Annotated in this window: 24 protein-coding genes and 2 tRNA genes; 11 read left to right on the plus strand and 15 right to left on the minus strand. The window is 60.0% G+C overall.

Translation table 11 applies throughout. The features are described 5' to 3' along the window. Nucleotides 1-120: 120 nt before the first annotated feature. Entirely contained in the window at nt 121-2,700 is a 2,580-nt protein-coding gene (mutS, locus tag WHX55_RS05805; protein WP_353742220.1) for a DNA mismatch repair protein MutS, read from the minus strand. Nucleotides 2,701-2,907: 207 nt separating this feature from the next. On the opposite strand from mutS, the gene WHX55_RS05810 reads away from it, so the two are divergent. The 5 genes from WHX55_RS05810 (at nt 2,908) to recX (ending at nt 6,395) form a co-directional block, all read left to right on the plus strand. Continuing rightward, nucleotides 2,908-3,642 (plus strand): XRE family transcriptional regulator, encoded by a 735-nt coding sequence (locus tag WHX55_RS05810; RefSeq protein WP_150757397.1) that lies wholly within the window; start codon nt 2,908-2,910, stop codon nt 3,640-3,642. A gap of 174 nt (nt 3,643-3,816) precedes the next feature. Then, complete coding sequence (locus tag WHX55_RS05815) at nt 3,817-4,158, plus strand: phage holin family protein (protein WP_150727665.1); 342 nt, start codon at nt 3,817-3,819, stop codon at nt 4,156-4,158. Nucleotides 4,159-4,276: 118 nt separating this feature from the next. After that, nucleotides 4,277-4,777 carry a CinA family protein gene (locus WHX55_RS05820; protein ID WP_056722269.1) on the plus strand — a complete coding sequence of 167 codons (501 nt, stop codon included), beginning with the start codon at nt 4,277-4,279 and terminating at the stop codon, nt 4,775-4,777. Between the two features lie 83 nt (nt 4,778-4,860). Next, entirely contained in the window at nt 4,861-5,919 is a 1,059-nt protein-coding gene (recA, locus tag WHX55_RS05825) for a recombinase RecA (RefSeq protein WP_353742221.1), read from the plus strand. A gap of 8 nt (nt 5,920-5,927) precedes the next feature. After that, nucleotides 5,928-6,395, plus strand: coding sequence for a recombination regulator RecX (recX, locus tag WHX55_RS05830; RefSeq protein ID WP_353742222.1), 468 nt, complete (start codon nt 5,928-5,930; stop codon nt 6,393-6,395). 45 nt (nt 6,396-6,440) lie between these two features. Here recX and WHX55_RS05835 read toward each other — a convergent pair whose 3' ends face one another. Then, a complete protein-coding gene (locus tag WHX55_RS05835; RefSeq protein WP_150727662.1) occupies nt 6,441-7,559 on the minus strand; it encodes a TIGR00730 family Rossman fold protein in 1,119 nt (372 codons plus the stop codon). A 480-nt stretch (nt 7,560-8,039) separates the two neighbouring features. Between WHX55_RS05835 and WHX55_RS05840 the strand changes: the two genes are divergently transcribed. Further along, the gene (locus WHX55_RS05840; protein WP_150754186.1) at nt 8,040-8,234 is read left to right on the plus strand and encodes a hypothetical protein; all 195 of its coding nucleotides are present in this window, start codon (nt 8,040-8,042) and stop codon (nt 8,232-8,234) included. Here WHX55_RS05840 and WHX55_RS05845 read toward each other — a convergent pair whose 3' ends face one another. Beyond that, nucleotides 8,235-8,657, minus strand: coding sequence for a quorum-sensing-regulated virulence factor family protein (locus WHX55_RS05845; protein ID WP_150727660.1), 423 nt, complete (start codon nt 8,655-8,657; stop codon nt 8,235-8,237). Between the two features lie 189 nt (nt 8,658-8,846). On the opposite strand from WHX55_RS05845, the gene WHX55_RS05850 reads away from it, so the two are divergent. The 3 genes from WHX55_RS05850 (at nt 8,847) to WHX55_RS05860 (ending at nt 10,912) form a co-directional block, all read left to right on the plus strand. Next, nucleotides 8,847-9,605 carry a tRNA-uridine aminocarboxypropyltransferase gene (locus tag WHX55_RS05850; RefSeq protein ID WP_150754185.1) on the plus strand — a complete coding sequence of 253 codons (759 nt, stop codon included), beginning with the start codon at nt 8,847-8,849 and terminating at the stop codon, nt 9,603-9,605. 218 nt (nt 9,606-9,823) lie between these two features. Continuing rightward, complete coding sequence (gene erdR, locus WHX55_RS05855) at nt 9,824-10,474, plus strand: response regulator transcription factor ErdR (RefSeq protein ID WP_150727658.1); 651 nt, start codon at nt 9,824-9,826, stop codon at nt 10,472-10,474. 75 nt (nt 10,475-10,549) lie between these two features. Then, nucleotides 10,550-10,912, plus strand: coding sequence for a diacylglycerol kinase (locus tag WHX55_RS05860; RefSeq protein WP_150754183.1), 363 nt, complete (start codon nt 10,550-10,552; stop codon nt 10,910-10,912). On the opposite strand, the gene WHX55_RS05865 is transcribed toward WHX55_RS05860, so the two are convergent. Beyond that, nucleotides 10,909-11,835: a LysR family transcriptional regulator gene (locus tag WHX55_RS05865; protein ID WP_046041182.1), complete on the minus strand. Its 927-nt coding sequence runs from the start codon at nt 11,833-11,835 to the stop codon at nt 10,909-10,911. The two genes, WHX55_RS05860 and WHX55_RS05865, sit on opposite strands and share 4 nt — an antisense overlap. 139 nt (nt 11,836-11,974) lie before the next feature. On the opposite strand from WHX55_RS05865, the gene fpr reads away from it, so the two are divergent. After that, nucleotides 11,975-12,754 carry a ferredoxin-NADP reductase gene (gene fpr, locus WHX55_RS05870; RefSeq protein WP_150727656.1) on the plus strand — a complete coding sequence of 260 codons (780 nt, stop codon included), beginning with the start codon at nt 11,975-11,977 and terminating at the stop codon, nt 12,752-12,754. Between the two features lie 44 nt (nt 12,755-12,798). On the opposite strand, the gene tsaA is transcribed toward fpr, so the two are convergent. The 6 genes from tsaA to rimO all read right to left on the minus strand — a co-directional run bounded on the left by tsaA (nt 12,799) and on the right by rimO (nt 17,973). After that, nucleotides 12,799-13,497 carry a tRNA (N6-threonylcarbamoyladenosine(37)-N6)-methyltransferase TrmO gene (tsaA, locus tag WHX55_RS05875; RefSeq protein WP_150754182.1) on the minus strand — a complete coding sequence of 233 codons (699 nt, stop codon included), beginning with the start codon at nt 13,495-13,497 and terminating at the stop codon, nt 12,799-12,801. Nucleotides 13,498-13,683: 186 nt separating this feature from the next. Beyond that, nucleotides 13,684-14,454: an SDR family oxidoreductase gene (locus WHX55_RS05880; protein WP_057716145.1), complete on the minus strand. Its 771-nt coding sequence runs from the start codon at nt 14,452-14,454 to the stop codon at nt 13,684-13,686. A gap of 135 nt (nt 14,455-14,589) precedes the next feature. Beyond that, nucleotides 14,590-15,060 carry a DUF1456 family protein gene (locus WHX55_RS05885; protein ID WP_108216691.1) on the minus strand — a complete coding sequence of 157 codons (471 nt, stop codon included), beginning with the start codon at nt 15,058-15,060 and terminating at the stop codon, nt 14,590-14,592. Between the two features lie 75 nt (nt 15,061-15,135). Next, nucleotides 15,136-15,846 carry an rRNA pseudouridine synthase gene (locus WHX55_RS05890; protein ID WP_150727653.1) on the minus strand — a complete coding sequence of 237 codons (711 nt, stop codon included), beginning with the start codon at nt 15,844-15,846 and terminating at the stop codon, nt 15,136-15,138. 204 nt (nt 15,847-16,050) lie between these two features. Then, on the minus strand, nt 16,051-16,524 hold the full coding sequence (locus WHX55_RS05895; RefSeq protein WP_353742223.1) for a GNAT family N-acetyltransferase: 474 nt from the start codon (nt 16,522-16,524) through the stop codon (nt 16,051-16,053). A 111-nt stretch (nt 16,525-16,635) separates the two neighbouring features. After that, nucleotides 16,636-17,973 carry a 30S ribosomal protein S12 methylthiotransferase RimO gene (gene rimO, locus WHX55_RS05900; protein ID WP_150727651.1) on the minus strand — a complete coding sequence of 446 codons (1,338 nt, stop codon included), beginning with the start codon at nt 17,971-17,973 and terminating at the stop codon, nt 16,636-16,638. A gap of 293 nt (nt 17,974-18,266) precedes the next feature. Between rimO and WHX55_RS05905 the strand changes: the two genes are divergently transcribed. Continuing rightward, nucleotides 18,267-20,168, plus strand: coding sequence for a potassium transporter Kup (locus tag WHX55_RS05905; RefSeq protein ID WP_150757314.1), 1,902 nt, complete (start codon nt 18,267-18,269; stop codon nt 20,166-20,168). Between the two features lie 255 nt (nt 20,169-20,423). On the opposite strand, the gene WHX55_RS05910 is transcribed toward WHX55_RS05905, so the two are convergent. The 5 genes from WHX55_RS05910 to WHX55_RS05930 form a co-directional block, all read right to left on the minus strand. Beyond that, nucleotides 20,424-21,722, minus strand: a complete 1,299-nt coding sequence (locus WHX55_RS05910) for an AcvB/VirJ family lysyl-phosphatidylglycerol hydrolase (RefSeq protein WP_353742224.1) — start codon at nt 21,720-21,722, stop codon at nt 20,424-20,426. Then, a complete protein-coding gene (gene mprF / locus WHX55_RS05915) occupies nt 21,722-24,364 on the minus strand; it encodes a bifunctional lysylphosphatidylglycerol flippase/synthetase MprF (protein WP_353742225.1) in 2,643 nt (880 codons plus the stop codon). The genes WHX55_RS05910 and mprF overlap by 1 nt, the downstream gene beginning before the upstream one ends. After that, a complete protein-coding gene (locus WHX55_RS05920) occupies nt 24,345-24,536 on the minus strand; it encodes a hypothetical protein (protein WP_150754176.1) in 192 nt (63 codons plus the stop codon). The genes mprF and WHX55_RS05920 overlap by 20 nt, the downstream gene beginning before the upstream one ends. 107 nt (nt 24,537-24,643) lie before the next feature. After that, nucleotides 24,644-24,720: transfer RNA gene (locus tag WHX55_RS05925), tRNA-Met, on the minus strand. A gap of 231 nt (nt 24,721-24,951) precedes the next feature. Next, nucleotides 24,952-25,028 (minus strand) — tRNA-Met (locus WHX55_RS05930). Nucleotides 25,029-25,226 lie beyond the last annotated feature (198 nt).

Below are 25,226 nucleotides of genomic sequence, written 5' to 3' on the forward strand. Positions count from 1 at the left end.
GGCTTGCTGCGCCCCTTCTCGTAGGGGTCGCCAGGTTCGGGAGCGATAGTCTGCTGGCCAGGCTATTAGCCAGCAGCATCCCAAACCGCGCGAGATTCTAACAGCTTGCAAGCCGCTGCGTTAGATCCGTGTCTTTAGTGTATAGAGCATTTCGAGAGCACGACGTGGCGTCATGTCGTCCAGATCGAGCTTGGCCAGGTCATCCAGCACCGGGTGCGGCAGGCTGGCAAACAGGTCGCTTTGCAGCGGTGCGGCCGGTTTGCCTTTGGCCGGTGCCGGTGTTTCATGGGGCAGGGCGGTGTCTTCCAGGCGGCTCAAATGCTCGCGAGCACGGGTGATGACCTCGCTCGGTACGCCTGCCAGCTGCGCAACGGCCAGGCCATAACTCTGGCTGGCCGGCCCGGGCAGCACGTGGTGCAGGAACACGATGCGCTCGTTGTGCTCGGTGGCATTGAGATGCACGTTGGCCACCAGCGGCTGGGCTTCCGGCAGGACGGTCAGTTCAAAGTAGTGGGTGGCGAACAGCGTGTAGGCACGCAGATGCGCCAGGCGCTCGGCCGCCGCCCATGCCAGGGACAGACCGTCGAAGGTGCTGGTGCCGCGTCCGACTTCGTCCATCAGCACCAGGCTGCGCTCGGTGGCGTTGTGCAGGATGTTCGCGGTTTCGCTCATTTCCACCATGAAGGTCGAGCGCCCGCCGGCCAGGTCATCACTGGAGCCGATCCGGGTGAAGATGCGGTCGACCAGCGACAATTCGCAACTGGCTGCCGGTACGAAGCTGCCGATGTGTGCCAGGAGCACGATCAAGGCGGTCTGACGCATGTAGGTGGATTTACCGCCCATGTTCGGACCGGTGATCACCAGCATGCGGGTGTTATCGTCCAGGCTCAGGTCGTTGGCCACGAACGGTGTGGTCAGCACTTGTTCGACCACCGGGTGGCGACCCTGGGTGATGCGCATGCACGGTTCACTGACGAAGCGCGGGCAGTTCAGGTCGAGGTTCAGCGCGCGTTCGGCCAGGTTGCTCAAGACGTCCAGCTCGGCCAGAGCACCGGCGGTGTCCTGCAGCGGTGGCAGCTGGCTGATCAGGTCTTCGAGCAGCGCTTCGTACAGCATCTTCTCGCGGGCCAGAGCGCGGCTCTTGGCTGACAGTGCCTTGTCTTCGAACGCCTTGAGTTCCGGCGTAATGAAACGCTCGGCGCCTTTGAGCGTCTGGCGGCGAATGTAGTCGGCCGGTGCCGATTCCGCCTGCTTGCTTGGCAGCTCGATGAAATAACCGTGGATGCGGTTGTAACCGACCTTCAGGTGCGACAGGCCGGTGCGGGCCTTTTCCCGTGCCTCGAGGTCGATCAGGAATTGCCCGGCGTTTTCGCTGAGCGACTGCAGATCGTCGAGTTCGCTGTCGTAGCCGGTTTTCAGCACGCCGCCGTCACGAATGACTGCGGGCGGATTGTCGATGATGGCTTTTTCCAGAAGGGCCGCCAGTTCCGGGTAGGTGCTGGTGATGGTGGCGAGTTGCTGGAGGTGCGGGGCTTCGAGCTCCGTCATTGCCACTTGCAGTTCGGGCAGTGCGCCGAGGGCGTCACGCAAACGGGCGAGGTCGCGGGGGCGGGCATTGCGCAGGCCGATCCGCGCAAGAATCCGTTCGATGTCACCGATTTCCTTGAGCTGCGGTTGCAGCCTTTCGAAGCGGTAACCGTCGAGCAGGCAGGTAATCGAGGTCTGACGCGCCAACAGCACCGTCAAATCGCGCAACGGGCGATTCAGCCAGCGAGTCAGCAGGCGGCTGCCCATGGCAGTTTGGCAGCGGTCCACCACCGATTGCAGGGTGTTGTCGCGGCCGCCGGCCAGGTTGGTGTCGAGCTCCAGGTTACGACGGCTGGCGCCATCGAGCACCACGGTGTCGTCCAGGCGCTCATGACGCAGGCTGCGCAAATGAGGCAGGGCGGTGCGCTGGGTTTCTTTAGCGTAGGCCAGCAGGCAACCGGCGGCGCCGATGGCCAGGGTCAGGTTTTCGCAGCCAAAGCCTTTGAGATCCTGGGTCGAGAATTGCTGGCACAGGCTTTTGAGCGCCGAATCGCGCTCGAAATCCCACGGCGCACGACGACGCACACCACGGCGTTTTTCCGCCGGCAAGTCCTTGGGCCAGTCATCCGGAATCAGCAGTTCTACCGGGTTGACCCGCTCCAACTCCGCCAGCAGGTTTTCCCAACCCTTGATTTCCAGCACGCTGAAGTTGCCGCTGGTGATGTCCAGCACCGCCAGGCCGAACAGGCGCTCATCGCCCAGGACGGCGGCGATCAGGTTGTCCCGACGCTCGTCGAGCAGCGCCTCGTCACTCACCGTCCCCGGCGTGATGATGCGCACCACCTGCCGCTCCACCGGCCCTTTGCTGGTGGCCGGGTCGCCGACCTGCTCGCAGATCACCACCGATTCGCCAAGCTTCACCAGCTTTGCCAGGTAACCCTCGGCGGCGTGGTATGGAATCCCGCACATCGGAATCGCCTGGCCAGCCGATTGCCCTCGGGCCGTCAGGGTGATGTCCAGCAACTTGGCGGCCTTCTTCGCGTCTTCATAGAAGATCTCGTAGAAGTCGCCCATGCGGTAGAACATCAGCTGGTCCGGGTGCTGGTTTTTCAGGCGCCAGTACTGCTGCATCATCGGGGTGTGGGAGGACAGGTCGGAGACGGCTTTATTCATCGGATTGTCAGGAAGCTCGTTGAAAGAGATGGGGCAAAAGCGGGGCAACGGCCGGGCTTTTCCGCGATGGGCGCAAGGTTACCATGGGCGGTCTACCCGACGCAGGCATCACGGCCGGGTGACTCCTTTGCCATTTAAAATCTGGATATGCATGGGTTATGCAAATCGGCATTGTCTTCTTCGGGAAGAGCAAGCACTATGCGCATTATGCAAAAACGCAACGTATCTACCGTATTAAGAGCATTGCTCGATCAGCACGGGATCTCCCCCACGGAGCTTCACCGTCGCACCGGCGTGCCTCAATCCACGCTCTCGCGCATTCTCAGCGGGAAAATCGTCGATCCTTCGGATAGGCACATTTCGAAAATTGCCGACTATTTTTCCGTGAGCACCGACCAGTTGCGAGGTCGCGCGGACGTCGCGTCTGCCGCTAATGCCGGGCGCGCTCCTGTGCATTCGGAACTCAAGGATATAAGTCTGTGGGACGACGATACCCCTGTCGATGACGACGAGGTGTCGGTCCCCTTTCTTCGCGAGGTTGAATTGGCCGCGGGATCAGGAAGATTCGTCATCGAGGAGAGCGAACGCTCTAGCCTGCGCTTCGGCAAACGAAGCCTGCGCCATAACGGCGTGCAGTTCGACCAGGCCAAATGCGTGACAGTGCGGGGCAACAGCATGTTGCCGGTACTGCGCGATGGCGCCACGGTCGGGGTCAATGCCGGCAAGTGCGGCATTGGCGATATCGTTGACGGCGACCTTTATGCAATCAATCACAACGGCCAATTGCGGGTGAAACAGCTGTATCGCCTGCCGACCGGGATTCGCTTGCGCAGCTTCAATCGCGACGAGCATCCGGACGAAGATTACACCTTTCAGGAAATCCAGGAGGAGCCGATTGTTATCCTCGGTCATGTCTTCTGGTGGGGTATGTACGCCCGCTAACACCCCTGCGTTCAGATAAAACCCGCACTTCCCGAGCGGGTTTTTTTCGTGTGCTGAAAACATTGGTTCATCTTTTTGATGCGTTAATGCATTGACTGAATATGCATTGATGCATAATCTATTTGCCTATCTATTCAAGAATACGGAATGACCGTTCACTCAAGGAGGCATGAAATGACCGCTGAGCAATATGCGTTGCTTGACATGCCTCTTTGGCTGGTCATCAGCCTGCCAGTACTCGGTGGCGTTACCGGTGAAATGTGGCGTGCCGATAAAGAGGGCGTTCGTGGCTGGCCCCTTATCCGGCGCCTGAGCCTGCGGTCTGGCTCCAGCATGATCTGCGGCGCCTCGGTCATCATGCTGCTGCACGCCGCCAATGTTTCCATTTGGGCAGCTTGTGCGGGTGGTTGTTTAACGGCGATGGCCGGGACAGACGTCGTTTTAGGGCTGTATGAGCGTTGGGCGGCCAAGCGCATGGGTATCGGTCATGCTCCGTCCGGTGACGTGGAAGATTGATTCCCCGACAGGCCTTTTCCAGAGCCTCTGATTCCTTACATTTTGATCGGTCCTGTAGCTTGCAAGTGCGGTCTGCTCGTGTACGGTTAACCTCATCCCGCCCGATCAGGAGATGACCGTGAACGAAATCACCCAACTCGCCGCCGAACTCGGCAGACGCCTGCAGGTTCTCAATGCCCACGTCACCACGGCGGAGTCCTGCACCGGCGGAGGCATCGCCGAGGCAATCACCCGTATCCCCGGGAGTTCGGCCTGGTTCGAGGCCGGTTATGTCACCTACTCCAACCGGCAGAAAACCCTGCAACTGGATGTCCCGGTGGAGTTGTTCACCACCGTGGGCGCGGTCAGCCGCGAGGTGGTCGAGGCCATGGTCCGGGGGGCGCAGAAGAAAAACAGCGCGTATTTCTCCGTGGCGGTCAGTGGCATCGCCGGTCCGGATGGTGGAACGGCGAACAAGCCGGTTGGCACGGTGTGGCTGGCCTGGGGCGTCGGAGATCAGGTGTTCTGCGAGCGGCAGCACTTCCCGGGTAATCGCGACGACGTCCGCCGACAAACGGTGAAGGCCGCGCTAGAGGGGCTGCTGCGGTATGCCGCGGCAGAAATCTCAAATCAGGGGTAGGCGATCCGGAATCGCTGTGGAATAATACTGGCTACTTATACAGGTGTTGGCCGTCAGGCCTTATTGATTACGTGAGGACTTTAATGGACGACAACAAGAAGAAAGCCTTGGCTGCGGCCCTGGGTCAGATCGAACGTCAATTCGGCAAGGGTGCCGTAATGCGTATGGGCGATCAGGACCGTCAGGCGATCCCGGCCATCTCCACTGGCTCTCTGGGTCTGGACATTGCTCTCGGCATCGGCGGTCTGCCAAAAGGCCGTATTGTTGAAATCTACGGTCCTGAATCTTCCGGTAAAACCACGCTGACCTTGTCCGTGATCGCCCAGGCTCAAAAAGCCGGCGCGACTTGCGCATTCGTCGACGCCGAACACGCCCTTGACCCTGAGTACGCCGGCAAGCTGGGCGTCAACGTCGACGACCTGCTGGTTTCCCAGCCGGACACCGGCGAGCAGGCCCTGGAAATCACCGACATGCTGGTGCGCTCCAACGCGGTTGACGTGATCATCGTCGACTCCGTGGCCGCCCTGGTGCCAAAGGCTGAAATCGAAGGCGAAATGGGTGACATGCACGTGGGCCTGCAAGCCCGTCTGATGTCCCAGGCGCTGCGTAAAATCACCGGTAACATCAAAAACGCCAACTGCCTGGTGATCTTCATCAACCAGATCCGCATGAAAATCGGCGTGATGTTCGGTAGCCCGGAAACCACCACCGGTGGTAACGCACTGAAGTTCTACGCATCGGTTCGTCTGGACATCCGTCGTACCGGCGCGGTGAAAGATGGTGATGAAGTCGTCGGTAGCGAAACCCGCGTCAAGGTTGTGAAGAACAAGGTAGCTTCGCCGTTCCGCCAGGCCGAGTTCCAGATTCTTTACGGCAAGGGCATCTACCTCAACGGTGAGATGATCGACTTGGGTGTTCTGCACGGTTTCGTTGAGAAGTCCGGTGCCTGGTATGCCTATGAAGGCACCAAGATCGGTCAGGGCAAGGCCAACTCGGCCAAGTTCCTGGCAGACAACCCGGACGTCGCGACAAAGCTGGAGAAGCAACTGCGTGACAAGCTGCTGTCCCCTTCGTCGGTAGCAGACGCCAAAGCTTCTGCGGTCAAAGAGACCGAAGACGATCTGGCTGACGCTGATATCTGATCGAAGCAATGACCGCCGTACTCGATACACTCGTCGCGGTGCGGCGATCCGCAATGGACCTGCTCGCACGGCGCGAGCACGGTCGTGTCGAGCTGACGCGTAAACTGCGTCAGCGCGGCGCCATCCCCGAAATGATCGAAACAGCACTCGACCGGTTGACGGAAGAGGGGTTGTTGTCCGAAACCCGTTACCTCGAAAGTTTCGTTTCCTACCGCGCCCGTTCCGGTTATGGCCCTTTACGCATTCGTGAAGAGTTGGGCCAGCGTGGCCTGCAGCGCACCGATATTGAACTCGCCCTGCGTGAGAGCGGAATCGACTGGCAGGAGCAATTGATCGATACCTGGCGGCGCAAGTTCTCCGGGCAATTGCCGGCAGACGCCCGGGACCGAGCCAAACAAGGCAGGTTCCTGGCGTATCGGGGATACTCCATGGAAATGATCAACCGCCTGTTCAGCGGTCGAGGGATGGACGATTGAACTGAAACGGCCCGCTATTTCGATAGCGGGCCGTTTTTTTATGCCTCACGAAACCTTTGACGGCTCCCGGGTGCGTTGTTGTACCTGGGGTTTTGATTGTGCCCAGTTTTCCGGCAGGTTGATGTAGTCCACAAGCTCGCGCAGGCGGCCATGATTGCGGGCGTTGAAGTTGAAGACCAGCCGCGCCAGATGGCTGAATTCGGCTTCGTTGTGTTCCTCGGTGTTGTAAGTGTGCTGATGGAAATGATCACTCAGGCACAGGTCGGCGAAAGCCTCCTGCATGTGTTCGAGTGCGTGGTCGCTGAGTGTGTGATTCATGCGCATCAGGAACTGATGCTTGAGCCAGCGACTGGAGTGGAAGTTGCTGTAGAACTGGTTGATGTGCTCCACCGCTTCTTCGACGCTGTAGACCAGTTTTACCAGCTTCATGTCAGTGGGCAGGATGTAGTGGTTTTCCTCCAGCTGCTGGTGAATGAAGTCCAGTGCGCCTTGCCAGAATTTGCCGCCCGGCGCGTCGAGCAGTACCACGGGCACCAATGGACTCTTGCCGGTCTGGATCAACGTCAGCACTTCCAGCGCTTCATCCAGCGTACCGAAGCCACCCGGGCACAGCACCAGGGCGTCGGCTTCCTTGACGAAGAACAGCTTGCGGGTGAAGAAAAAGTGGAAGGGCAGCAGGTTGGTCGTGCCGTCGACAGTAGGGTTGGCATGCTGTTCGAAGGGCAGGGTGATGTTGAAACCCAGGCTGTGTGTCAGGCCGGCGCCCTCATGGGCGGCGGCCATGATGCCGCCACCGGCGCCGGTAATGACCATCATGTCCGAGCGCGTCAGAGCGGCGCCGAGTTCCCGGGCCATGCTGTAGAGCGGATGTTCCATGGGGGTACGGGCCGAGCCGAAAACAGTGACCTTGCGCCGCCCCTTGAATTGTTCGAGTACGCGGAAAGCCTGTTCCAGTTCGCGCAGGGCTTGCAGGGTGATTTTGGCATTCCAGCGGTTGTGGTCTTCCTGGGCCATGCGCAGCACGGTCAGGATCATGTCGCGGTAGATCGGGGTGTTCGGGCTGTTGGGTGAAATCAGCTTGAGCTGTTCTTCGACCTTGCTGATGAGGTCATGGCCGCTTTCTTCAAAATGACGGCTCAGGAGGTCATTCGGTTGGTAAGGCATTCAACTTCTCCTTCTGCACAGAACCCTCGGCCCGACAACGTACGTCGGTGCCACGACACTTCATGTGTCGCTGTCTGCCCAGGCCCATGCCTGGGCGATCTACTTGACCCGAAAGGTATCGGATCATCCAAACAGGCTCTGTTTTCCCTTGGATGAAAGAAACGTTCGCACAACACGACAAGCGACGGCCAGCCCCTTCCCAGCCTGAAAAAGTGAACGTGGATACCCTGAAATCTAGACCTTCACAGTGAATTGCGCTGTCTTGATCATTGCGCCACAAAGTCTTTCCTGGCAACCGCTTATTGACGATTTGCAAGGTGCTTTCACCGCTCGTCTGAACGTACGTCGCATGTGCGGCACTCTGATTTACTAAGTTACAGGTGTCACACGACAGCTTTGCGTCAACGGCAGGGCGCACGGTACAAGCGGTTCAAGGATTTATCGCTCAAACATGAGTGAAGTGCAGGGAGGCGGGAAACCATGACCAGAGTCGTTCTGGAAATCGATACGCAACTGTATCGATTGCTGAAGGCATCAGCCGAGACCCATCAGTTAAGTCTCGAAGAGGAGTGCTGCCGACGTTTGCGCGGTGGCGAACGTCGTTCGCATTACTTGCAGGCGCTGCTGGCGGAGTTGCGCGCCGAAGATGAACAACGACGCGCCAATACCCGGTGATTACTTTTTCTTCTTCGCCGGTTGCAGGCAATCCGATTCCTGGAAGCTCGCGGAGCCGACCGGGCGGTTGGTCTTCACCTCGGTGAAGTCGTAACGCATGATCGCACCCTTGGCCATCAGCTTGCGAAACCCTTCGTTCCTGCAGACAGAAGCTCCCAACTGGAAGTACACGGCTTTCGGGTCTGCACGCATCTTGTCGGCGTGGCTGCTCTGCACGCTCAGATGGTTGATCAGCTGTTTGCCTTCAACGGTGTAGCCTTGATCGAGTATGTCTTCGTTGATCGCTCGTGGAGTGCCGACGCTGCTCTGGGTGGCGACGTTTTGCAGCATTTTGCTCAGTTCCGTGTCTTTCAAGGACGCAGCCTGAGCGTTGAAGGACGACGCCAGCAAAATGGCCGCGGTAGGAACGATAAGGCGCAGCATGAAACTCTCCTGGTTCAGTGATGGGGGGTTGGACCCGTCACGTGACTGTGCGTTCAGTGGCGGCGAATTATAGGGGAGGCAGGCTGGACGGTACAGGCTTGCGCCGGGCGCTCTGGTAAACTGCTGGCACTTTTTACCCTGTCGAGTGTTTTTCGTGTCGATTTCCCTTCTCTGTGGGCATTGCCCGCCATGAGTCATACCCCAGCGCGCTTTGCCTTGAACGCCGTAGCCCGCTTGCGCGATCAGCGCGAGGAGGAGGGCATCAAGCCGATTCAGGCCCGCGGCTGGCGCGCGCCGCGCTGCCGTGACTGCCGGGTGATCGAGAGCCATTGCCTGTGCGCATGGCGTCCGCAGGTCGCTACCCGCTCTGGCGTGTGCCTGATCATGACCAACAAGGAAGTGTTCAAACCGAGCAACACCGGTTGGCTGATCGCCGACGTGGTGCCTGACAACCATGCCTTCATCTGGTCCCGTACCGAGATCGATCCGATGTTGCTGGCGCTGTTGTCCGACCCGCAATGGCAGCCTTACCTGGTGTTTCCGGGTGAGTACGTCGAGCCCGAGCGCGTGACAAACAGCGTGGACGTCGATGGCACGAAGCGCCCGTTGTTCATTCTGTTGGATGCGACCTGGACCGAAGCACGAAAGATCTTTCGCAAGAGCCCCTATTTCGACCGACTGCCGATCCTCAGCCTGCTGCCAGAGAAACTCTCCCGCTACCGGTTGCGCCGCTCGACCCGCAGCGAGCATCTGTGTACGGCGGAAGTGGCGGCGCTGTGCCTCGACCTTGCAGGCGATGTCGCCGCAGCATCGGCGCTGGATGCCTACTTTGATGTGTTCAGCCAGCATTACCTCGACGCCAAACACCAGTTGGACATGAACGTTTCGACCCCGGCGCACGCCGAGTTGATGCCCTATGTCCGGTCGGTCGTCCCATTGATGGACTGATTGTCGCGCATACTGCAATAAAGTGTACCGGCCATGCTGCTTGACCACCCCGGTTTCGCTGGGCATGCTTGGCGCCGATTAGGGTGCGGCCGTAATTTTCAACGCCGTTTTTTGCGTTGAGCGTGCCTTGTCAATGCAGCTCCGTGGCTGTGTCTTGACTTGCTTTGGCGAGGTCCGAATGCATCGGGCGTCCCATGAAAAACAGGATCATTTGAAAAATGGCCACATACGAAATCCTGATTGCCGATGACCACCCACTTTTTCGTAGTGCCTTGCATCAAGCGCTGACCCTGGGCCTTGGCCCGGATGTCCGCCTGGTGGAAGTGGCGAGCATCGCCGAACTGGAAGTGCGCCTGACGGAAAAGTCCGATTGGGATCTGGTACTGCTGGACCTGAACATGCCGGGGGCCTACGGTTTTTCCGGGCTGGTCCTGCTGCGCGGGCAGTACCCGCAGATTCCGGTGGTCATGGTCTCGGCCCAGGAAGAGCCGACCATCATGGTCAAGTCTCGTGAGTTCGGCGCCAGTGGCTTCATTCCCAAATCCAGCGACTTGAGTGTGATTCAGAAGGCCGTGAGTGCGGTTCTCGATGGCGACGTGTTCTGGCCGCCGCAGGCGTTCGAAGCGGTCAGCGTCTCGGATGAGGCCAAGGCGGCCAGCGAAGGCCTTGCCAGTCTGACGCCGCAGCAATTTCGGGTGCTGACCATGGTCTGCGAAGGCTTGCTGAACAAGCAGATCGCCTACGAGCTCAGCGTTTCCGAGGCAACTATCAAGGCGCACGTGACCGCGATTTTCCGTAAACTGAATGTGCGGACCCGGACCCAGGCCGCGCTGCTCCTGCAACAACTTGAGTCAATTTCCAGCCATTGAAGGCTGGCAAATTCACGCTTTTTTGACTTTGGTTGAACTAGCTTTCCCACTTCTTTTTTGCCAGTTGCCCACTCTATGTCACCTTTCAAAGGCCAGACCGGCCTGAAACGTATTCTCAATGCTTCCGGTTATTCGCTGGACGGTCTGCGTGCAGCCTTCACCGGTGAAGCCGCCTTTCGGCAATTGGTGTTGCTCAACGTCATCCTGATTCCTTTGTCGTTCTTCCTGAATGTCAGTCGGGTCGAACGGGCGTTGTTGATCGCGGTATGCCTGTTGGCGTTGATCGTCGAGTTGCTCAACTCGGCCGTGGAAGCGGCCATCGACCGCATTTCCCTTGAGCGGCACCCGCTGTCCAAGAATGCCAAGGACATGGGCAGTGCCGCCCAGGCCGTGGCATTGAGCATGATTGCCCTGGTGTGGGCGGTGATTCTGCTCTAGGCGATCGTCGGCAGCACGATCTCGTCGCTGCGCTGGACCCCGGCGGTGAAGGCGCGGCACAGATCGAGGAACTCGCGCATCGCCGAGGTCTGATATTTCTGTTTATGCCAGATGAAATAGAACTGTCGCGCCAGATCCAGATCCGGCGTTTCGACAGGCACCAGGCTGCCGCGGCGGAATGCGTCGCGCAAAGCCAGCCTGGAAATGCAGCCGATCCCCAAACCTGATTCCACCGCGCGTTTGATCGCTTCGGTGTGCTCAAGCTCGAGGCGGATGTTTAACGAGGTGCGGTGATGGCGCATGGCTTGATCGAAGGTCAGCCGCGTGCCTGAGCCCTGTTCGCGCAAGATCCAGGCTTCGTGGCTCAACTCGTCCATGGTGGCCGTGCCGCGCTTGGCCAACGGATGCTGAGGGGCGCAAAACACCACCAGTTCGTCCTCGACCCAGCTTTGCACTTCGATGTCCGGGTGGCTGCAGTCGCCTTCGATTAGACCCAGATCAATTTCATAGTGGGCCACTTGTTGCACGATATTGGCAGTGTTCTGCACATGCAGCTTCACCTGGCTTTCCGGGTGGCGCTGCATGAAGCTGCCGATCAACAACGTGGCCAGGTAATTGCCGATGGTCAGGGTCGCGCCCACGGCCAGCGAGCCGAAACCGGACTTTCCATTGAGCAGGTCCTCGATTTCCTTGGCCTGGTCCAGCAGGGCGACCGCTTGCGGCAACAGTTGTTTACCGAGGGCGTTCAGGCTCAACCGTTTGCCGGCACGGTCGAACAACTGGCAGCTGCACTGGCGCTCCAGTTCGGTGATCGAGGTGCTCGCCGCCGATTGCGAGAGGTTGAGCAGGCCCGCAGCACGGGATACGCTTTCCTGCTGGGCGACGGCGACGAAGACTTGTAGTTGACGAAGAGTAAATCGCATATCGATATAACCGATAACCCTTATCTTAATAATCCAGTTAACAGATATTGTCGTCGCTATTAGAATGCGATGCAATTGCGCGCCGCAGCGCTTGTCCTAATGAGCTAGCGCAGACCTAATCTCCAGGAGTCCCACGTACATGAGCAACATGAACCACGAGCGTGTCCTCAGTGTTCACCACTGGAACGACACTCTGTTCAGCTTCAAGTGCACCCGTGATCCGGGCCTGCGCTTCGAGAACGGTCAGTTCGTGATGATCGGCCTGCAACAGCCCAACGGCCGCCCGCTTATGCGCGCTTACTCGATTGCCAGCCCGAACTGGGAAGAGCATCTCGAGTTCTTCAGCATCAAGGTGCCTGATGGTCCGCTGACTTCGCAGTTGCAGCATCTGAAGGAAGGCGACGAGATCATCATCAGCAAGAAGCCTACCGGCACGCTGGTACTGGATGACCTGAAGCCTGGCAAACATTTGTACCTGCTCAGCACCGGTACCGGCCTGGCGCCGTTCATGAGCGTCATCCAGGACCCGGAAACCTACGAGCGTTTCGAAAAAGTGATCCTGTGCCACGGCGTGCGTTACGTCAACGAAGTCGCTTACCGCGAGTTCATCACCGAGCACCTGCCGCAGAACGAATTCTTCGGCGACTCGCTGCGTGACAAGCTGATCTACTACCCGACCGTGACCCGTGAGCCGTTCGAGAACGAAGGTCGCCTGACCGACCTGATGCGCAGCGGCAAGCTGTTCAGCGACATCGGTCTGCCACCGATCAACCCGCAGGACGACCGCGCCATGCTGTGCGGCAGCCCGAGCATGCTCGACGAGACCAGCGAAGTGCTGAACAGCTTCGGCCTGAAGGTTTCGCCGCGGATGCGCGAACCAGGTGATTACCTGATCGAGCGTGCGTTCGTCGAGAAGTAAGCAGCCGCTCAACGGCTCTGCTTTCCCGCAGTTGTTTCTGTCGTTCAGCTTATTGCGGGAATGACTTCCAGGATGCGGATCAGCTCTGGTGTCGGATAGTGCCAGCGCACATCGACATCCCAGAACTGCGCGCCGTACTCCCGCTCGGGTGCAGGCGTTTGATAGGCCGGGCGTGGATCTTGCGCCAGGCATTGCTCGATCAACTCAACCAAAGGCTCTGCAAGGCGCTGGGCATGCTCGTGAGCCTGTTGCAGCGCTGTGTCTGTCCACTGCACGGGGATCAACTGCGGCGCAGCGCTGGCGATGCTGTTGGCGGCGGTGTCGATGATGTCGGCGTAGGGCACGTAGGGTTTGATATCGAGAATCGGCGTGCCATCCAGCAGATCGATGCCCGAGATCCAAAGCCGGCCGGCTTCGACCTTGTCCAGTTTCACCACCGACTGCCCGATGCCATTGGGGCGGTGGGTGGCGCGGGTGGCGAACACGCCCATGGACTTGTTGCCGCCGAGGCGAGGAGGGCGGACCTTCAAGCGAGGCTTTTCTTCCAGTGCCTGGTGGAACAGGAACAGCAGCCACACGTGGCTGACCTGCTCCAGGCCCTGCACCGCGTCCCCTTGATCGAACGGTGCCACCAGTTCCAGCACGCCACGGGCGGCCGGGGCCAGTTGCGGTTGGCGCGGAATGGCGAATTTTTCCTTGAAGCAGGAGCGCACGAAGCCGATGGGGGAAACGCTGTAGGTCATGGTTTGGGGTCGAGGCGGGATTAAGGCAGGCATGATAACCCACACGGCCTCTGGCCCGGTGGCGCCTATCAGTCCGTCATCGCGAGCAGGCTCGCTCCCACATTGATTCGGGGGTGCTCATCTGTTTCCTGTCCACCACAAATCCCCTGTGGGAGCGAGCCTGCTCGCGATGGCCGCACCGCTGATCTAGAGGCTGAACCCGCCATCCAGCGGAATGATATTCCCGGTCATGTAGGCACCCGCGGTACTTGCCAGACTGATCGCCAGCGCCGCCATCTCTTCCTCGCGGCCCCAACGCTTCATCGGGATCAACGCCGTATCCTGCGCCAGCGCCTGTTCATCATTGCCAATGTGCTGGGTCATCTTGCTCGGAAAGCGCCCCGGGGCGATCACATTGACGTTAATGTGCTGGCTGACCAGTTCGCGCGCCAGAATCCTCGACAGTTGGTGCAATGCAGCCTTGCTCGGTCCGTAGGCATACGCCTGCTCGCCGAAGGAGGAAATCCCGGCCACCGATCCAATGTTGATGATCCGCGCCGGATTCGCTTCGGAACCGGCCTTGCGCAGCAGGGGCAGGAATTGCTGGATGCAGTTGAACACGGAGGTCACGTTGAGCTGCATGACCTTCTCCCAGCCCTTGATCGGGTAGCTTTCAAGTGGCGCGCCCCAAGTGGTGCCGGCATTGTTCACCAGAATGTCCAGATGAGTGATCTGCTCGCCCAGGCGGGTGGCCAGTTGCAGGACGCCCTCTTCGGTGGCGAGGTTCGCCGCGATGGCGCGGCAGCGGCCAAGTGCACCGAGTTCGTCAGCGGTTTGCTGGCAGGCTTCGACGTCGCGGGCGCAGACGTACACGGTGGCGCCCGCCTCGACGTAGGCCTTGGCGATCATCTTGCCGATACCACGGGTGCCGCCGGTCACCAGGGCGGTGCGGCCTTGCAGGGAAAAGTAGGGGTGCATGGCGAATCCTGAGAACTGAGGTCTTTACACCCTAGTCGTCAGCCGCCAGAAGCGGAGCCACTATTTTTGCGCGGAATGAGGGGCCATATGGCCCGGCCTTGAACTGCATGCGTGCAGTTCAAGGCCAGCGGGCGTTTATTGCGGGCGAACGCGCAGGGTCAGGCCCTTGAGGAAGTTGCGCAGCAGCTGGTCACCGCAAGGGCGATAGTTGGTGTGGCCGAATTTGCGGAACAGTGCGCTCAGTTCAGGCTTGGACACCGGGAACTCGGCAGCCTTGAGGATCGCGTGCATGTCGTCTTCTTTGAGCTCGAACGCCACCCGCAGTTTTTTCAGGATGATGTTGTTGGTCACCGGCACTTCGATCGGCTGCGGCGGACGGCTTTCGTCCTTGCCGCGCTTGAAGATCACCAGGCCGTCGAGGAAGTGCGCCATGACTTCGTCCGGGCAGCGTACGAAACCTTCCTCGTCTTCCTCTTTCTTGTCGAGGTAGGTCAGCAGGTCGGGCAGGGTCACGTTCATGCCGCCGAGCTTGATGATCTCGATGACTTTCTTGTCGCTGATGTCGAGCATGTAGCGCACGCTGCGCAGTACGTCGTTATGAATCATGTGTGCAGTCCTGATATTCAGCTGTGGGCGTCGCGGCCAGGCGCGGCGCCGAAATGTGTGGCGGCGAGAAAAGTCTTAGAACTTCTCTTTGCCGGACAGGTAGCGCCATTGCCCCAGCGGCACTTTGCCGATGGACACGCCGCCGATGCGGATGCGACGGATGGCGATGACCTTGAGGCCGACCGCCTGGCAGAGCAGGGCGATGATGCCCGGTTGCGGGTTCTTCATGGCAAAGCGCAGGCGGTTCTCGTTCTGCCAGCTGGCCTTGACCGCCGGCAACTCCTTGCCCTTGTAGGTCAGGCCGTGGTTCAGGCGGTTCAGGCCGTGAGCCACCATCTCGCCTTCAACCTCGACCACATACTCTTGTTCGATCTTGTTGGAGTCGGCGGTGAGTTTGCGCAGGATTTTCCAGTCCTGGGTGAACACCAGCAGACCGCTGGCGTTGGCCTGCAGGTCGGTGCTGGCGGTCAGGCGCAGGAAGTGCCCGCGCAACGGTCGCTTGCCGTAGCGGTGTTCTTCGCTCAGGGTTTCGGCGCCGAGGGTGGCCATGGCGGTGTCTGCGTCCATGCCGGCGGGCACATTGAGCAGCAGGGTCACCGGTTCCGGAGCGGTGGCCTTGGCTTCGGGATCAAGCTCGACTTTCTGGGTGTCGACCTTGAATTGCGGCTCGTCGATGACCACACCGTCGACGGTGACCCAGCCGCCCTCGATGAACAGCTCAGCCTCCCGACGGGAACAGCCGACGAGTTCGATGAGGCGTTTGGAGAGACGAATCGGGTCAGTCATGTCAGGGCCGTAACAAAAAGGGGGTGGGCATTGTACCTGCCTGGCGCCGGTTAATCCCGGTTCCATTTACGCCGTGAGGCTTTTTGTGGGAGCGGGCTTGCTCGCGAAAGGGCCATCAGCCTCAACATGTATGTTGGCTGGCACACCGCCTTCGTCGGAACGCCGCCCGGAGCAAGCCCGCTCCCACATTTGATCTGTGTTGTGTCAGCCGTGATGTGAAAGTTTGTGGTTCTGGCGCATACGCATGTGCAACAACGGATACGGCTGCCCCATGCCATCGACTTCCGAGCGACCGATGACCTCGAAGCCCTGCTTGAAGTAAAAGCCGAGGGCTTGCGGGTTTTGTTCGTTGACGTCCAGTTCGTCGGCGTTCAGGTGTTCCAGCGCATAGCGCAACAACTTCTTGCCCAAGCCCTGGCCGCGATGGTCGGGGTCGATGAAGAGCATTTCGATCTTGCCGGCCGCGACACCGGCGAACCCGGTGATGCGTTGGTTCGAATCCTTGGTGCAGATCAGCATCACCGAGTCGAGGTAGCGGGTCAGCACCAGGTTTTTCAGCAGTTCGATGTAGCTGTCTGGCAGAAAGTCGTGGGTGGCACGTACCGAGGCCTCCCAGACCCGGGTCAGTTCTTCGTAGTCGCCGAGTTTCGGCGTGTGGATGACCGAATGCTGACGCATGCCCGTCTGCCCCTTTTGCAGTGGTTGATAGGAATCCTTTCAACCTCAAACAATAGCCGTAAAAAAGCCCCGCATCTCGTCAAGAGAGCGGGGCTTTTCGTATTTTTTACGTTAGATCTGTTCAGCCCACAGATCGTATTCGTCGGCGTCGGTCACTTTGCACCAGACCTTGTCGCCCGGCTTGAGGTTGCTGCCGTTGTCGATGAATACGTTGCCGTCGATTTCCGGGGCATCGAAGAAGCAGCGGCCCACCGCGCCTTGCTCGTCGACTTCATCGACCAGCACTTCGATCTCACGGCCGATGCGCATTTGCAGGCGCGCCGAGCTGATGGCCTGCTGGTGCGCCATGAAGCGCTCCCAACGGTCTTGCTTGACGTCGTCCGGGACGACTTCCAGGTCCAGGTCATTGGCCGGCGCGCCTTCTACCGGCGAGTACTGGAAGCAGCCGACGCGGTCGAGCTGGGCTTCGGTCAGCCAGTTCAGCAGGTACTGAAAGTCTTCTTCGGTCTCGCCGGGGAAGCCGACGATGAAGGTCGAACGGATGATCAGGTCCGGGCAGATTTCGCGCCAGTTCTTGATCCGTGCCAGGGTCTTGTCTTCGAAGGCCGGGCGTTTCATCGACTTCAGCACTTTCGGGCTGGCGTGCTGGAACGGGATGTCCAGGTACGGCAGGATCTTGCCAGCGGCCATCAGCGGGATCAGCTCGTCAACGTGCGGGTACGGGTAAACGTAGTGCAGACGAACCCAGACGCCGAGGGTGCTCAGGGCTTCGCAGAGTTCGGTCATGCGGGTTTTCACCGGCGCGCCGTTCCAGAAACCGGTGCGGTATTTTACGTCGACGCCATAGGCGCTGGTGTCCTGGGAGATCACCAACAGCTCTTTGACGCCGGACTTGACCAGGCGCTGGGCCTCGTCGAGCACGTCGCCCACCGGACGGCTGACCAGTTTGCCGCGCATCGACGGGATGATGCAGAAGCTGCAGCTGTGGTTGCAGCCTTCGGAAATCTTCAGGTAGGCGTAGTGGCGCGGGGTCAGCTTGATGCCTTGTGGCGGCACCAGGTCGATCAGCGGGTTGTGGTCCTTGCGTGGCGGCACGACTTCGTGCACGGCGTTGACCACTTGCTCGTACTGCTGCGGACCGGTCACGGCCAGCACACTCGGGTGTACGTTGCGAATGTTGCCTTCTTCGACGCCCATGCAGCCGGTCACGATGACCTTGCCGTTTTCCTTGATGGCTTCGCCGATCACTTCCAGGGACTCGGCCTTGGCCGAATCGATGAAGCCGCAGGTATTGACCACTACAACATCGGCGTCCTGATAGGTGGACACGACGTCATAGCCTTCCATGCGCAGCTGGGTAAGGATGCGCTCGGAGTCGACCAGTGCTTTGGGACAACCCAGGGATACGAAGCCAACCTTTGGATTGGCCGGCGCAGGAGTGGTGGACATGTCTAACCTCGGTATTTTGTGACGCCGCTTGCCGGGCAGGGCAAAACCGACGGACGGGCGCTTGAACTGCGCCTCTGATCAAAAAGTGCGCAATTCTAGCGATGAGTCGTTCACTTGACCAGCTTTATGCAGGGAAATACGACGAGTGCTGCGCTATGCTTCGCGCCGTTACGCTTTACTGATTTTTTACTGTCAACAAAACGTCTGTAACGTGAAGTAAAACAGCGCATGCTGCACGACAAAGCATAGTGCTTCTTTCAAAGAAGCCCGGGTCTGAGAATCAGGAGTGGTGGATGGGTCAGGCAAGTAGTCAGGCTGCCGGTGCCGAACATTCGGCGGTGAAGCCAATTGGCATGCTGGTCGCGGCAGTCGGGGTTGTTTATGGCGATATCGGCACCAGTCCGTTGTACACCCTCAAGGAAGTGTTTTCCGGCGGCTATGGCGTGCCGGTCAACCATGACGGTGTGCTGGGGATCCTGGCACTCATTTTCTGGTCGCTGATCTGGGTCGTGTCGATCAAGTACATGATGTTTGTGCTGCGCGCCGACAACCAGGGGGAAGGCGGGATCATGGCCTTGACCGCACTGGCCCGGCGGGCGGCGGCGGGGCACGCCAAATTGCGTACGTTGCTGGTGGTCTGCGGACTGATCGGCGCGGCGTTATTCTATGGCGACAGCATGATTACCCCGGCGATTTCCGTGCTGTCGGCGATTGAAGGCCTGGGGCTGGCCTTCGAAGGTATCGACCATTGGGTCGTGCCGCTGTCGGTGGTGGTGCTGGTCGCGCTGTTTCTGATCCAGCGTCACGGCACGGCGCGCATCGGCATTCTGTTCGGGCCGATCATGGTCACCTGGTTCCTCGTGCTGGGTGCGTTGGGCGTCTATGGCATCAGCCAGCATCCGGAAGTCCTGCAAGCGATGAACCCTGTGTGGGGTGTACGTTTCTTCGTGGTCCATCCGGGCATGGGTGTGTCGATTCTCGGCGCCGTGGTGCTCGCGCTGACCGGTGCCGAGGCGCTGTACGCGGACATGGGCCACTTCGGCCGCAAGCCAATCGCTCGTGCCTGGTTCATCCTCGTGCTGCCGGCGCTGGTGCTGAATTATTTTGGCCAGGGTGCTTTGCTGCTGGGCGACCCGGAAGCTGCCCGCAACCCCTTCTATCTGTTGGCGCCAAGTTGGGCGTTGATCCCGCTGGTGGGGCTGTCGACCCTGGCGACGGTGATTGCCTCGCAAGCGGTGATTTCCGGTGCGTTCTCCCTGACCCGTCAGGCGATCCAGCTTGGGTACATTCCGCGCATGCACATCCAGCACACCTCCAGCGCCGAACAGGGCCAGATCTACATCGGCGCGGTGAACTGGGCGCTGATGGTCGGCGTGGTGCTGCTGGTGCTGGGCTTCGAATCCTCCGGAGCCCTGGCCTCGGCCTACGGTGTGGCGGTGACCGGGACCATGCTGATGACCAGCATTCTGGTGTCCGCGGTGATCCTGCTGCTGTGGAAGTGGCCTCCGGTCCTTGTGGTGCCGATCCTGTTGGGTTTCCTGTTGGTAGACGGTGTGTACTTCGCCGCCAACGTGCCGAAAATCGTTCAGGGCGGTGCATTCCCGGTCATCGCCGGTTTCGCGCTGTTTGTGCTGATGACCACCTGGAAACGCGGCAAGCAGTTGCTGGTCGAACGTATCGATGAGGGTGGATTGCCGCTGCCGATCTTCATCAGCAGCATTGCCGTACAACCACCCCATCGAGTTCAGGGCACTGCCGTGTTCCTGACGGCGCGGCCGGATGCCGTACCCCACGCGCTGTTGCACAACCTGCTGCATAACCAGGTACTGCACGAGCAAGTGGTTCTGCTGACGGTGGTGTACGAAGACATCCCGCGGGTGCCGCCAACACGACGGTTCGAGGTCGATGCCTATGGCGAAGGTTTCTTCCGGGTGATCCTGCACTTCGGCTTTACCGACGAGCCGGACGTACCGAAAGCGCTGAAGCTGTGTCATCTCGATGAACTGGACTTCAGCCCGATGCGCACCACGTACTTCCTCAGCCGCGAAACGGTCATCGCCTCCAAGCTCGAAGGCATGTCCCGTTGGCGTGAGGCGCTGTTTGCGTTCATGTTGCAGAACGCCAACGGCAATTTGCGTTTCTTCAATCTGCCGCTGAACCGGGTGATTGAGTTGGGGACGCAGGTGGAGATGTAAGCGACCCACAAAAAGCCCCCGTTGCCATTGCGGCAGCGGGGGCTTTTTTGTGCTCAATGCAAATTCTGAGGCCGGTGGCGATCCCTTGTGGGAGCGAGCCTGCTCGCGAAGGCGGACTGACATTCAGCATTTAAGGTGCCTGAAAGACTGCTATCGCGAGCAGGCTCGCTCCCACAGGGGATGTGTGGTGCACGCAAGAATGAAAAAGCCCCCGCTACCGTGAAGTAGCGAGGGCTTTTGTTCAGTGGGTCCGGATCATTCCTGAGCAGCCGTTTCCTTCGCCTGCCGCTTCTCGATCACATCCACCAGACGCTTGGCCAGCGCCGGGTAGTTCTCGTCGAAGTGGTGGCCGCCAGGCAGCTTGATGGCTTCGCCCACCGCCGTCTTGTCGGTGCAGCCACTCTCGTCGGTTTCTTCTTCGCCGTAGATGCACACCACTTTGGCGGCTGGCAGCTTGGCCATTTCCGGGCCGGTGGCGGCTTCCTTGCCGGCGTTGCCGAGCCAGCCTTCGACTTCGATCTCGAAGCTGCCGGTGCGGGCGAAGGCCAGGAGGATAATGGCGTCGACGCGTTGCTGCTCCGACTCGGCCAGACGGTTGTAGATCGCCGGCAGTACGTCGGCGCCGAACGAGTAACCGGTCAGGATGAAGCGCTTGGTGCCCCATTGCTGCCGGTAGTGTTGCATCAATTCGGCCAGGTCCAGCGCGCTTTGCTCCGGGCTCTTGTGCTGCCAGTAGTAGCGCAGGGTGTCGATGCCGACCACCGGGTAGCCGATCTTGGCCATCTCGCCCGCCACGTCGCGGTCGAGGTCGCGCCAGCCGCCGTCACCGGACAGGAACAGGGTCACGGTGTCGCTGGCCTGACCCGCTGGCACTTCGACCACCGGGATCTGCAGGCCTCCAGCAGCTTTGTCGCCGCCGACGAGGATCTTGCGCAGTTCGTTGTTCAGCACTTGCGGCAGGTTGATGTCGTAGTCGCTGATGCTGGTTTCGGCGTTCGGTTGATCACGCACGAAGCCGGCACTGGTGTCGTCCGGGTTGTCGTTCCACGCCACTAGCCAGTGGCCATGGGCGGCGCTTTTCGGCAGCAGGTGAGTGCAGCCGCCGGGTTTCTCCAGTGCCAGGTCGACCGAGACGGCCTGGGCCTTGTCATCCTTCTGCTCGGACAACCAGCGCCAGGCCAGCACGGCGCCAGGGCCGATGCCGCTGACCAGCGTCGCCGGGCCTTTCAGTTCCCGCAGGCCCGATTGCAGGGCGCGGCTTTGCAGCAGGCAGTCCTTGGGCAGGATCACCTGGACAATCTGCGCCGAAGCACTGCGGCTCAGGGTCATCAATTGCTTGTCGCTGAGTTTCTGGTCTTCGTTGACCGCCACCAGCACCTGGGCGCGCGGCGAGGTGCCGGGGATGACACGGGCCATCGCCGCACCATCGGCTGGAGTCAGCAATTCGAGGGTCGGTTCCGGTGCCGGGCGTTTCAGGTACCAGTAACCGCCACCGAAAATCAGGGCCACTATCACCAGCGTACCCAATACATACCGCAAGGAGCGTTGAATCATCAGCGTTTCACCAATCCGGTCAAGCCGCCCGCGATCAGGGCGGCAGTGTCGGCCAGCGCAACCAGCGGATCAAGTCCGGCGGGCACGGCCATATAACGGGGTTCCCAATCAGGCTGGAACTTGTCTTTGAAGCGGCGCAAGCCCTGGAAGTTGTACAGCTGCTCACCACGGCGGAATACCATCGAGCCCAGGCGCTGGGTCAAAGGTGCGCCGCGGCGGGGTTGCAACCCCGACAACGGCACCATGCCCAGGCTGAAACGCGCGTATCCATGGTTTTTATAATGTTGAATCAGGCCGACCATCATGAACTCCATGGTCAGCTTCGGGGCGTCCGGATGCGCGCGCATCAGGTCGAGGCTGGCCAGGTCATGGCCGAAGGTCTCGAGCAGGTTGGCGAACGCCACCGGGCGTCCTTCGAAACGAATCACCGCGATGCGAAAATGCTTGAGGTACTCATCGCTGAAGCGGCCCAGCGAGAAGCCTTTCTCCCGGACGTTCTTGCCGGTCAGCCAGGCATCGGAAATCACCTTGAGTTCATCCATCGGCGCGTGGCCCGGTTCATGGATTTCCAGGGACAGGCCGTCACGGGTGCCACGGTTCCAGGTGTAGCGCAGGTCCTTCATCTCTTTGCCCTTGGCTTCGAGATCAAAACGCTTGAGGTCGACCCGGGCTTCTTCACCGAGCTTGATCGCAGTCAGGCCGATGTCCATGTAGTACGGCAGGTTCTCTGCGCGCACTTGATAGAACACGGGACGGGCGTGGTGGATGTCGCACAGGTCGCGGAACTGCCAGATCATTTCCGCCCGTTGCTGGCCAGGGCCGATCGGGTCATACAACGCCACCAGGCTGCGACCGCGACGGGCGTACATCAGGAAGGCTTCGTCATTGGGGTGAAACAGCAGCGCCTTGTCACCGGTCAGGGCCAGGCCGCCATCCGGTTGGGCCGATGCCATGAGGATCTTGCTGGCGCGCTCCAGTTCGTCGGGCGTCGGCAGGTGAATGACCGGCCGCGCGGTGCGCAGCAGCCAGGTCAGCGATACCACCACCAGCAGCACAGCGGCACCGAGCAGCGAACGCAGGCCGCGAGGGGCATCGGCGTCGAGGGTGAACTGCCACCAGAGTTGGTGGCTGTACGGAACGTCCTGATAGGCGAACAGCAGCAGCCAGATCGATGCACCGAGCACGCACAGGCTGGCCACCAGGTACAGCGGCGAGAACGGTACTTCAGTCAGGCGGCTGGGGCGATAGAACGAGCGGCGGAATACCCCGAGCAGACTCGCCGTCAGCACCATCAGGCTGGCTTCTTCCCAGTCGAAGCCTTTGAGCAGTGAGAGCAGGGCACCGACCAGCAACAGAATGGTGGTCAGCATCCACGCGGCCGACAGCCGGCGACGCAACCCCTGGGCCAGCAACAGGCAAAGAACGCCGACCAGGCTGGCGCCAAAGTGCGAAGCATCGACCAGTCGATGGGGGATCAGGAAACCGATGTGTTCCAGGCGGGTATCGATTTCCGGGGTGGCGCCGGAGAACAGCAGGACAACACCGGACAGGAATACCAGCAGTGCCAGTATCGGGGCCGCCAGGCCTGAGGCCGCGCGCAACGTCTGGCGTGTCTGGAACAGGCGCTGGCCTTCGTTGATCAGCAATAGCAGGCAGGCCACCAGCAAGGGCAGGACCACGTAGATCAAGCGATAGAGCAGCAGGGCGGCCGCCAGTGGCGCAGCGCCGAGGGTGTCGGAAAACGCCGCCAGCAAAATCGCCTCGAACACCCCGACGCCGCCCGGCACATGGCTGAGCACACCGGCGGCCAGAGCCAACAGGTAAACCAACAGGAACGCACCGAAGGGTGGTGCTTCCGGCAGCAGCAGATAGAGCACGGTCGCGGCGGCTGCTACGTCGAGGGCGGTGATGATCAATTGCAGGAACGTCAGGCGACGCCCGGGTAGACGCAAGGTGCGGCGACCGACCCTGACCAGCAGGTTGTCCGGGTAAGGCTGTTCCGGCAGCCGACGACGGTAGATGCCGATGGCCAGCATCGCAAACAGCACGAGCACGGCGCTCGCCACCACGCCCAGCAACGTCTCGGAGAGCCCCAGGGCGACGGAGGCGGCTGGCAGGTCGCTGAGCGTCGCCAGGGCGGCCAGCGGCGGCAGGGCGCAACCCAGCGAGAGGCTGGCGAACAACGTCATGCGGGCGACTTCAGCCGCTCCCAGGCCATGACGGGCATAGAGGCGATAGCGGACCGAACCGCCCGACAACATTGAAAGACCAATGGCGTTGCCGATGGCAAAGGCCGTGAAACCACCCAGCGCCAACTCGCGCGGTGCCAGGCTCACCCCGGCATAGCGGCTGGCGGACCATTCGTAGCCGAGCAGAATGATGAAGCCCACCACGGTTGCGGCCAGTGCGCCCATCAAGGCGGGTTTCGGAACTTCGAGGATCGAGTCGTGCAGCGCGTAAAGGTCGAGTTCGCTCAACAGGTGGTGACAGGCAATCAGCGCGATCGCGAACAACAGCAGGGTGACCGCCAGGCCAATGGGTTGACGGTATTTGCTCAATCGATCAAGCAGGCGCAGGCGCTCGGCATTGATCGGTTGTGTTGCTGTGACAGTGTCTTGTGAATCAGACGAGTTGGCGCGCATCAATCACCTCTTGGATTGTGCGCGACAGGATGGAGGTATCCAGCCAAGTTACCAATCCCTGTAGAAAAAAATAATCACAAATATCAACGCCTATCACCGGGCAATGGAGACGGCGCGTCATCAGTCGTGAAGGCTTCAGCGTGCAATAGAGCATAGTCTGACCCTGGCGCATGGGGGCTCCCCTAACGGCTTGCTACACAGTGGCAGGTCATTGTTGCGAAAGGACTTTTTCAACAGATACAAAAAAGGCCACTCTTTCGAGTAGCCTTTTTTGATGTTTGGTTGCGGGAGCCGGATTTGAACCGACGACCTTCGGGTTATGAGCCCGACGAGCTACCAGACTGCTCCATCCCGCGTCTGTGTGGCGGCATTCTATAGAGATACGCCGGGGTGTCAACCGTTAATCCTGAAGCAGGTCAAATAAATGTTGAATCGCGGCAAGCGGTCGCATGAATGGCCTAAGTTTCGGAATCAGAACGATTTCCGGTTTCGGTTTCGTTGAGTGTCCAGGTCTTGTTTGGCGTTCGGTGCTACAAAACGAGCGCGCACAAAAAAGGCCACTCTTTCGAGTAGCCTTTTTTGATGTTTGGTTGCGGGAGCCGGATTTGAACCGACGACCTTCGGGTTATGAGCCCGACGAGCTACCAGACTGCTCCATCCCGCGTCTGTGTGGCTCATTCTATAGAGATGCGCTCGGGTGTCAACCTCCAATTCCGATAAAACCTCTTCCTGTTCAATTGGTTAGCGTTCAAAAGGGGTGGTCGACCGGTCTGTGAGGCAGGTAGGACAAGGCCTGCGCGTCTATTGGAAGTAATTTTTCGATTGAAAAAATAAATTCACAATCGACTCTTCCTACGAATGG

It is taken from the genome of Pseudomonas fluorescens, assembly GCF_040448305.1.
Lineage (GTDB): Bacteria > Pseudomonadota > Gammaproteobacteria > Pseudomonadales > Pseudomonadaceae > Aquipseudomonas > Aquipseudomonas fluorescens_BH.

Excerpts from the sequence above, each read along its gene's own strand:
- mutS (WP_353742220.1), bottom strand. The coding sequence starts at position 2,700 with ATGAATAAAGCCGTCTCCGACCTGTCCTCCCACACCCCGATGATGCAG.
- WHX55_RS05810 (WP_150757397.1), top strand. The coding sequence starts at position 2,908 with ATGCAAAAACGCAACGTATCTACCGTATTAAGAGCATTGCTCGATCAG.
- WHX55_RS05815 (WP_150727665.1), top strand. The coding sequence starts at position 3,817 with ATGACCGCTGAGCAATATGCGTTGCTTGACATGCCTCTTTGGCTGGTC.
- recA (WP_353742221.1), top strand. The coding sequence starts at position 4,861 with ATGGACGACAACAAGAAGAAAGCCTTGGCTGCGGCCCTGGGTCAGATC.
- recX (WP_353742222.1), top strand. The coding sequence starts at position 5,928 with ATGACCGCCGTACTCGATACACTCGTCGCGGTGCGGCGATCCGCAATG.
- WHX55_RS05835 (WP_150727662.1), bottom strand. The coding sequence starts at position 7,559 with ATGCCTTACCAACCGAATGACCTCCTGAGCCGTCATTTTGAAGAAAGC.
- WHX55_RS05840 (WP_150754186.1), top strand. The coding sequence starts at position 8,040 with ATGACCAGAGTCGTTCTGGAAATCGATACGCAACTGTATCGATTGCTG.
- WHX55_RS05845 (WP_150727660.1), bottom strand. The coding sequence starts at position 8,657 with ATGCTGCGCCTTATCGTTCCTACCGCGGCCATTTTGCTGGCGTCGTCC.
- WHX55_RS05850 (WP_150754185.1), top strand. The coding sequence starts at position 8,847 with ATGAGTCATACCCCAGCGCGCTTTGCCTTGAACGCCGTAGCCCGCTTG.
- erdR (WP_150727658.1), top strand. The coding sequence starts at position 9,824 with ATGGCCACATACGAAATCCTGATTGCCGATGACCACCCACTTTTTCGT.
- WHX55_RS05860 (WP_150754183.1), top strand. The coding sequence starts at position 10,550 with ATGTCACCTTTCAAAGGCCAGACCGGCCTGAAACGTATTCTCAATGCT.
- WHX55_RS05865 (WP_046041182.1), bottom strand. The coding sequence starts at position 11,835 with ATGCGATTTACTCTTCGTCAACTACAAGTCTTCGTCGCCGTCGCCCAG.
- fpr (WP_150727656.1), top strand. The coding sequence starts at position 11,975 with ATGAGCAACATGAACCACGAGCGTGTCCTCAGTGTTCACCACTGGAAC.
- tsaA (WP_150754182.1), bottom strand. The coding sequence starts at position 13,497 with ATGACCTACAGCGTTTCCCCCATCGGCTTCGTGCGCTCCTGCTTCAAG.
- WHX55_RS05880 (WP_057716145.1), bottom strand. The coding sequence starts at position 14,454 with ATGCACCCCTACTTTTCCCTGCAAGGCCGCACCGCCCTGGTGACCGGC.
- WHX55_RS05885 (WP_108216691.1), bottom strand. The coding sequence starts at position 15,060 with ATGATTCATAACGACGTACTGCGCAGCGTGCGCTACATGCTCGACATC.
- WHX55_RS05890 (WP_150727653.1), bottom strand. The coding sequence starts at position 15,846 with ATGACTGACCCGATTCGTCTCTCCAAACGCCTCATCGAACTCGTCGGC.
- WHX55_RS05895 (WP_353742223.1), bottom strand. The coding sequence starts at position 16,524 with ATGCGTCAGCATTCGGTCATCCACACGCCGAAACTCGGCGACTACGAA.
- rimO (WP_150727651.1), bottom strand. The coding sequence starts at position 17,973 with ATGTCCACCACTCCTGCGCCGGCCAATCCAAAGGTTGGCTTCGTATCC.
- WHX55_RS05905 (WP_150757314.1), top strand. The coding sequence starts at position 18,267 with ATGGGTCAGGCAAGTAGTCAGGCTGCCGGTGCCGAACATTCGGCGGTG.
- WHX55_RS05910 (WP_353742224.1), bottom strand. The coding sequence starts at position 21,722 with ATGATTCAACGCTCCTTGCGGTATGTATTGGGTACGCTGGTGATAGTG.
- mprF (WP_353742225.1), bottom strand. The coding sequence starts at position 24,364 with ATGCGCGCCAACTCGTCTGATTCACAAGACACTGTCACAGCAACACAA.
- WHX55_RS05920 (WP_150754176.1), bottom strand. The coding sequence starts at position 24,536 with ATGCGCCAGGGTCAGACTATGCTCTATTGCACGCTGAAGCCTTCACGA.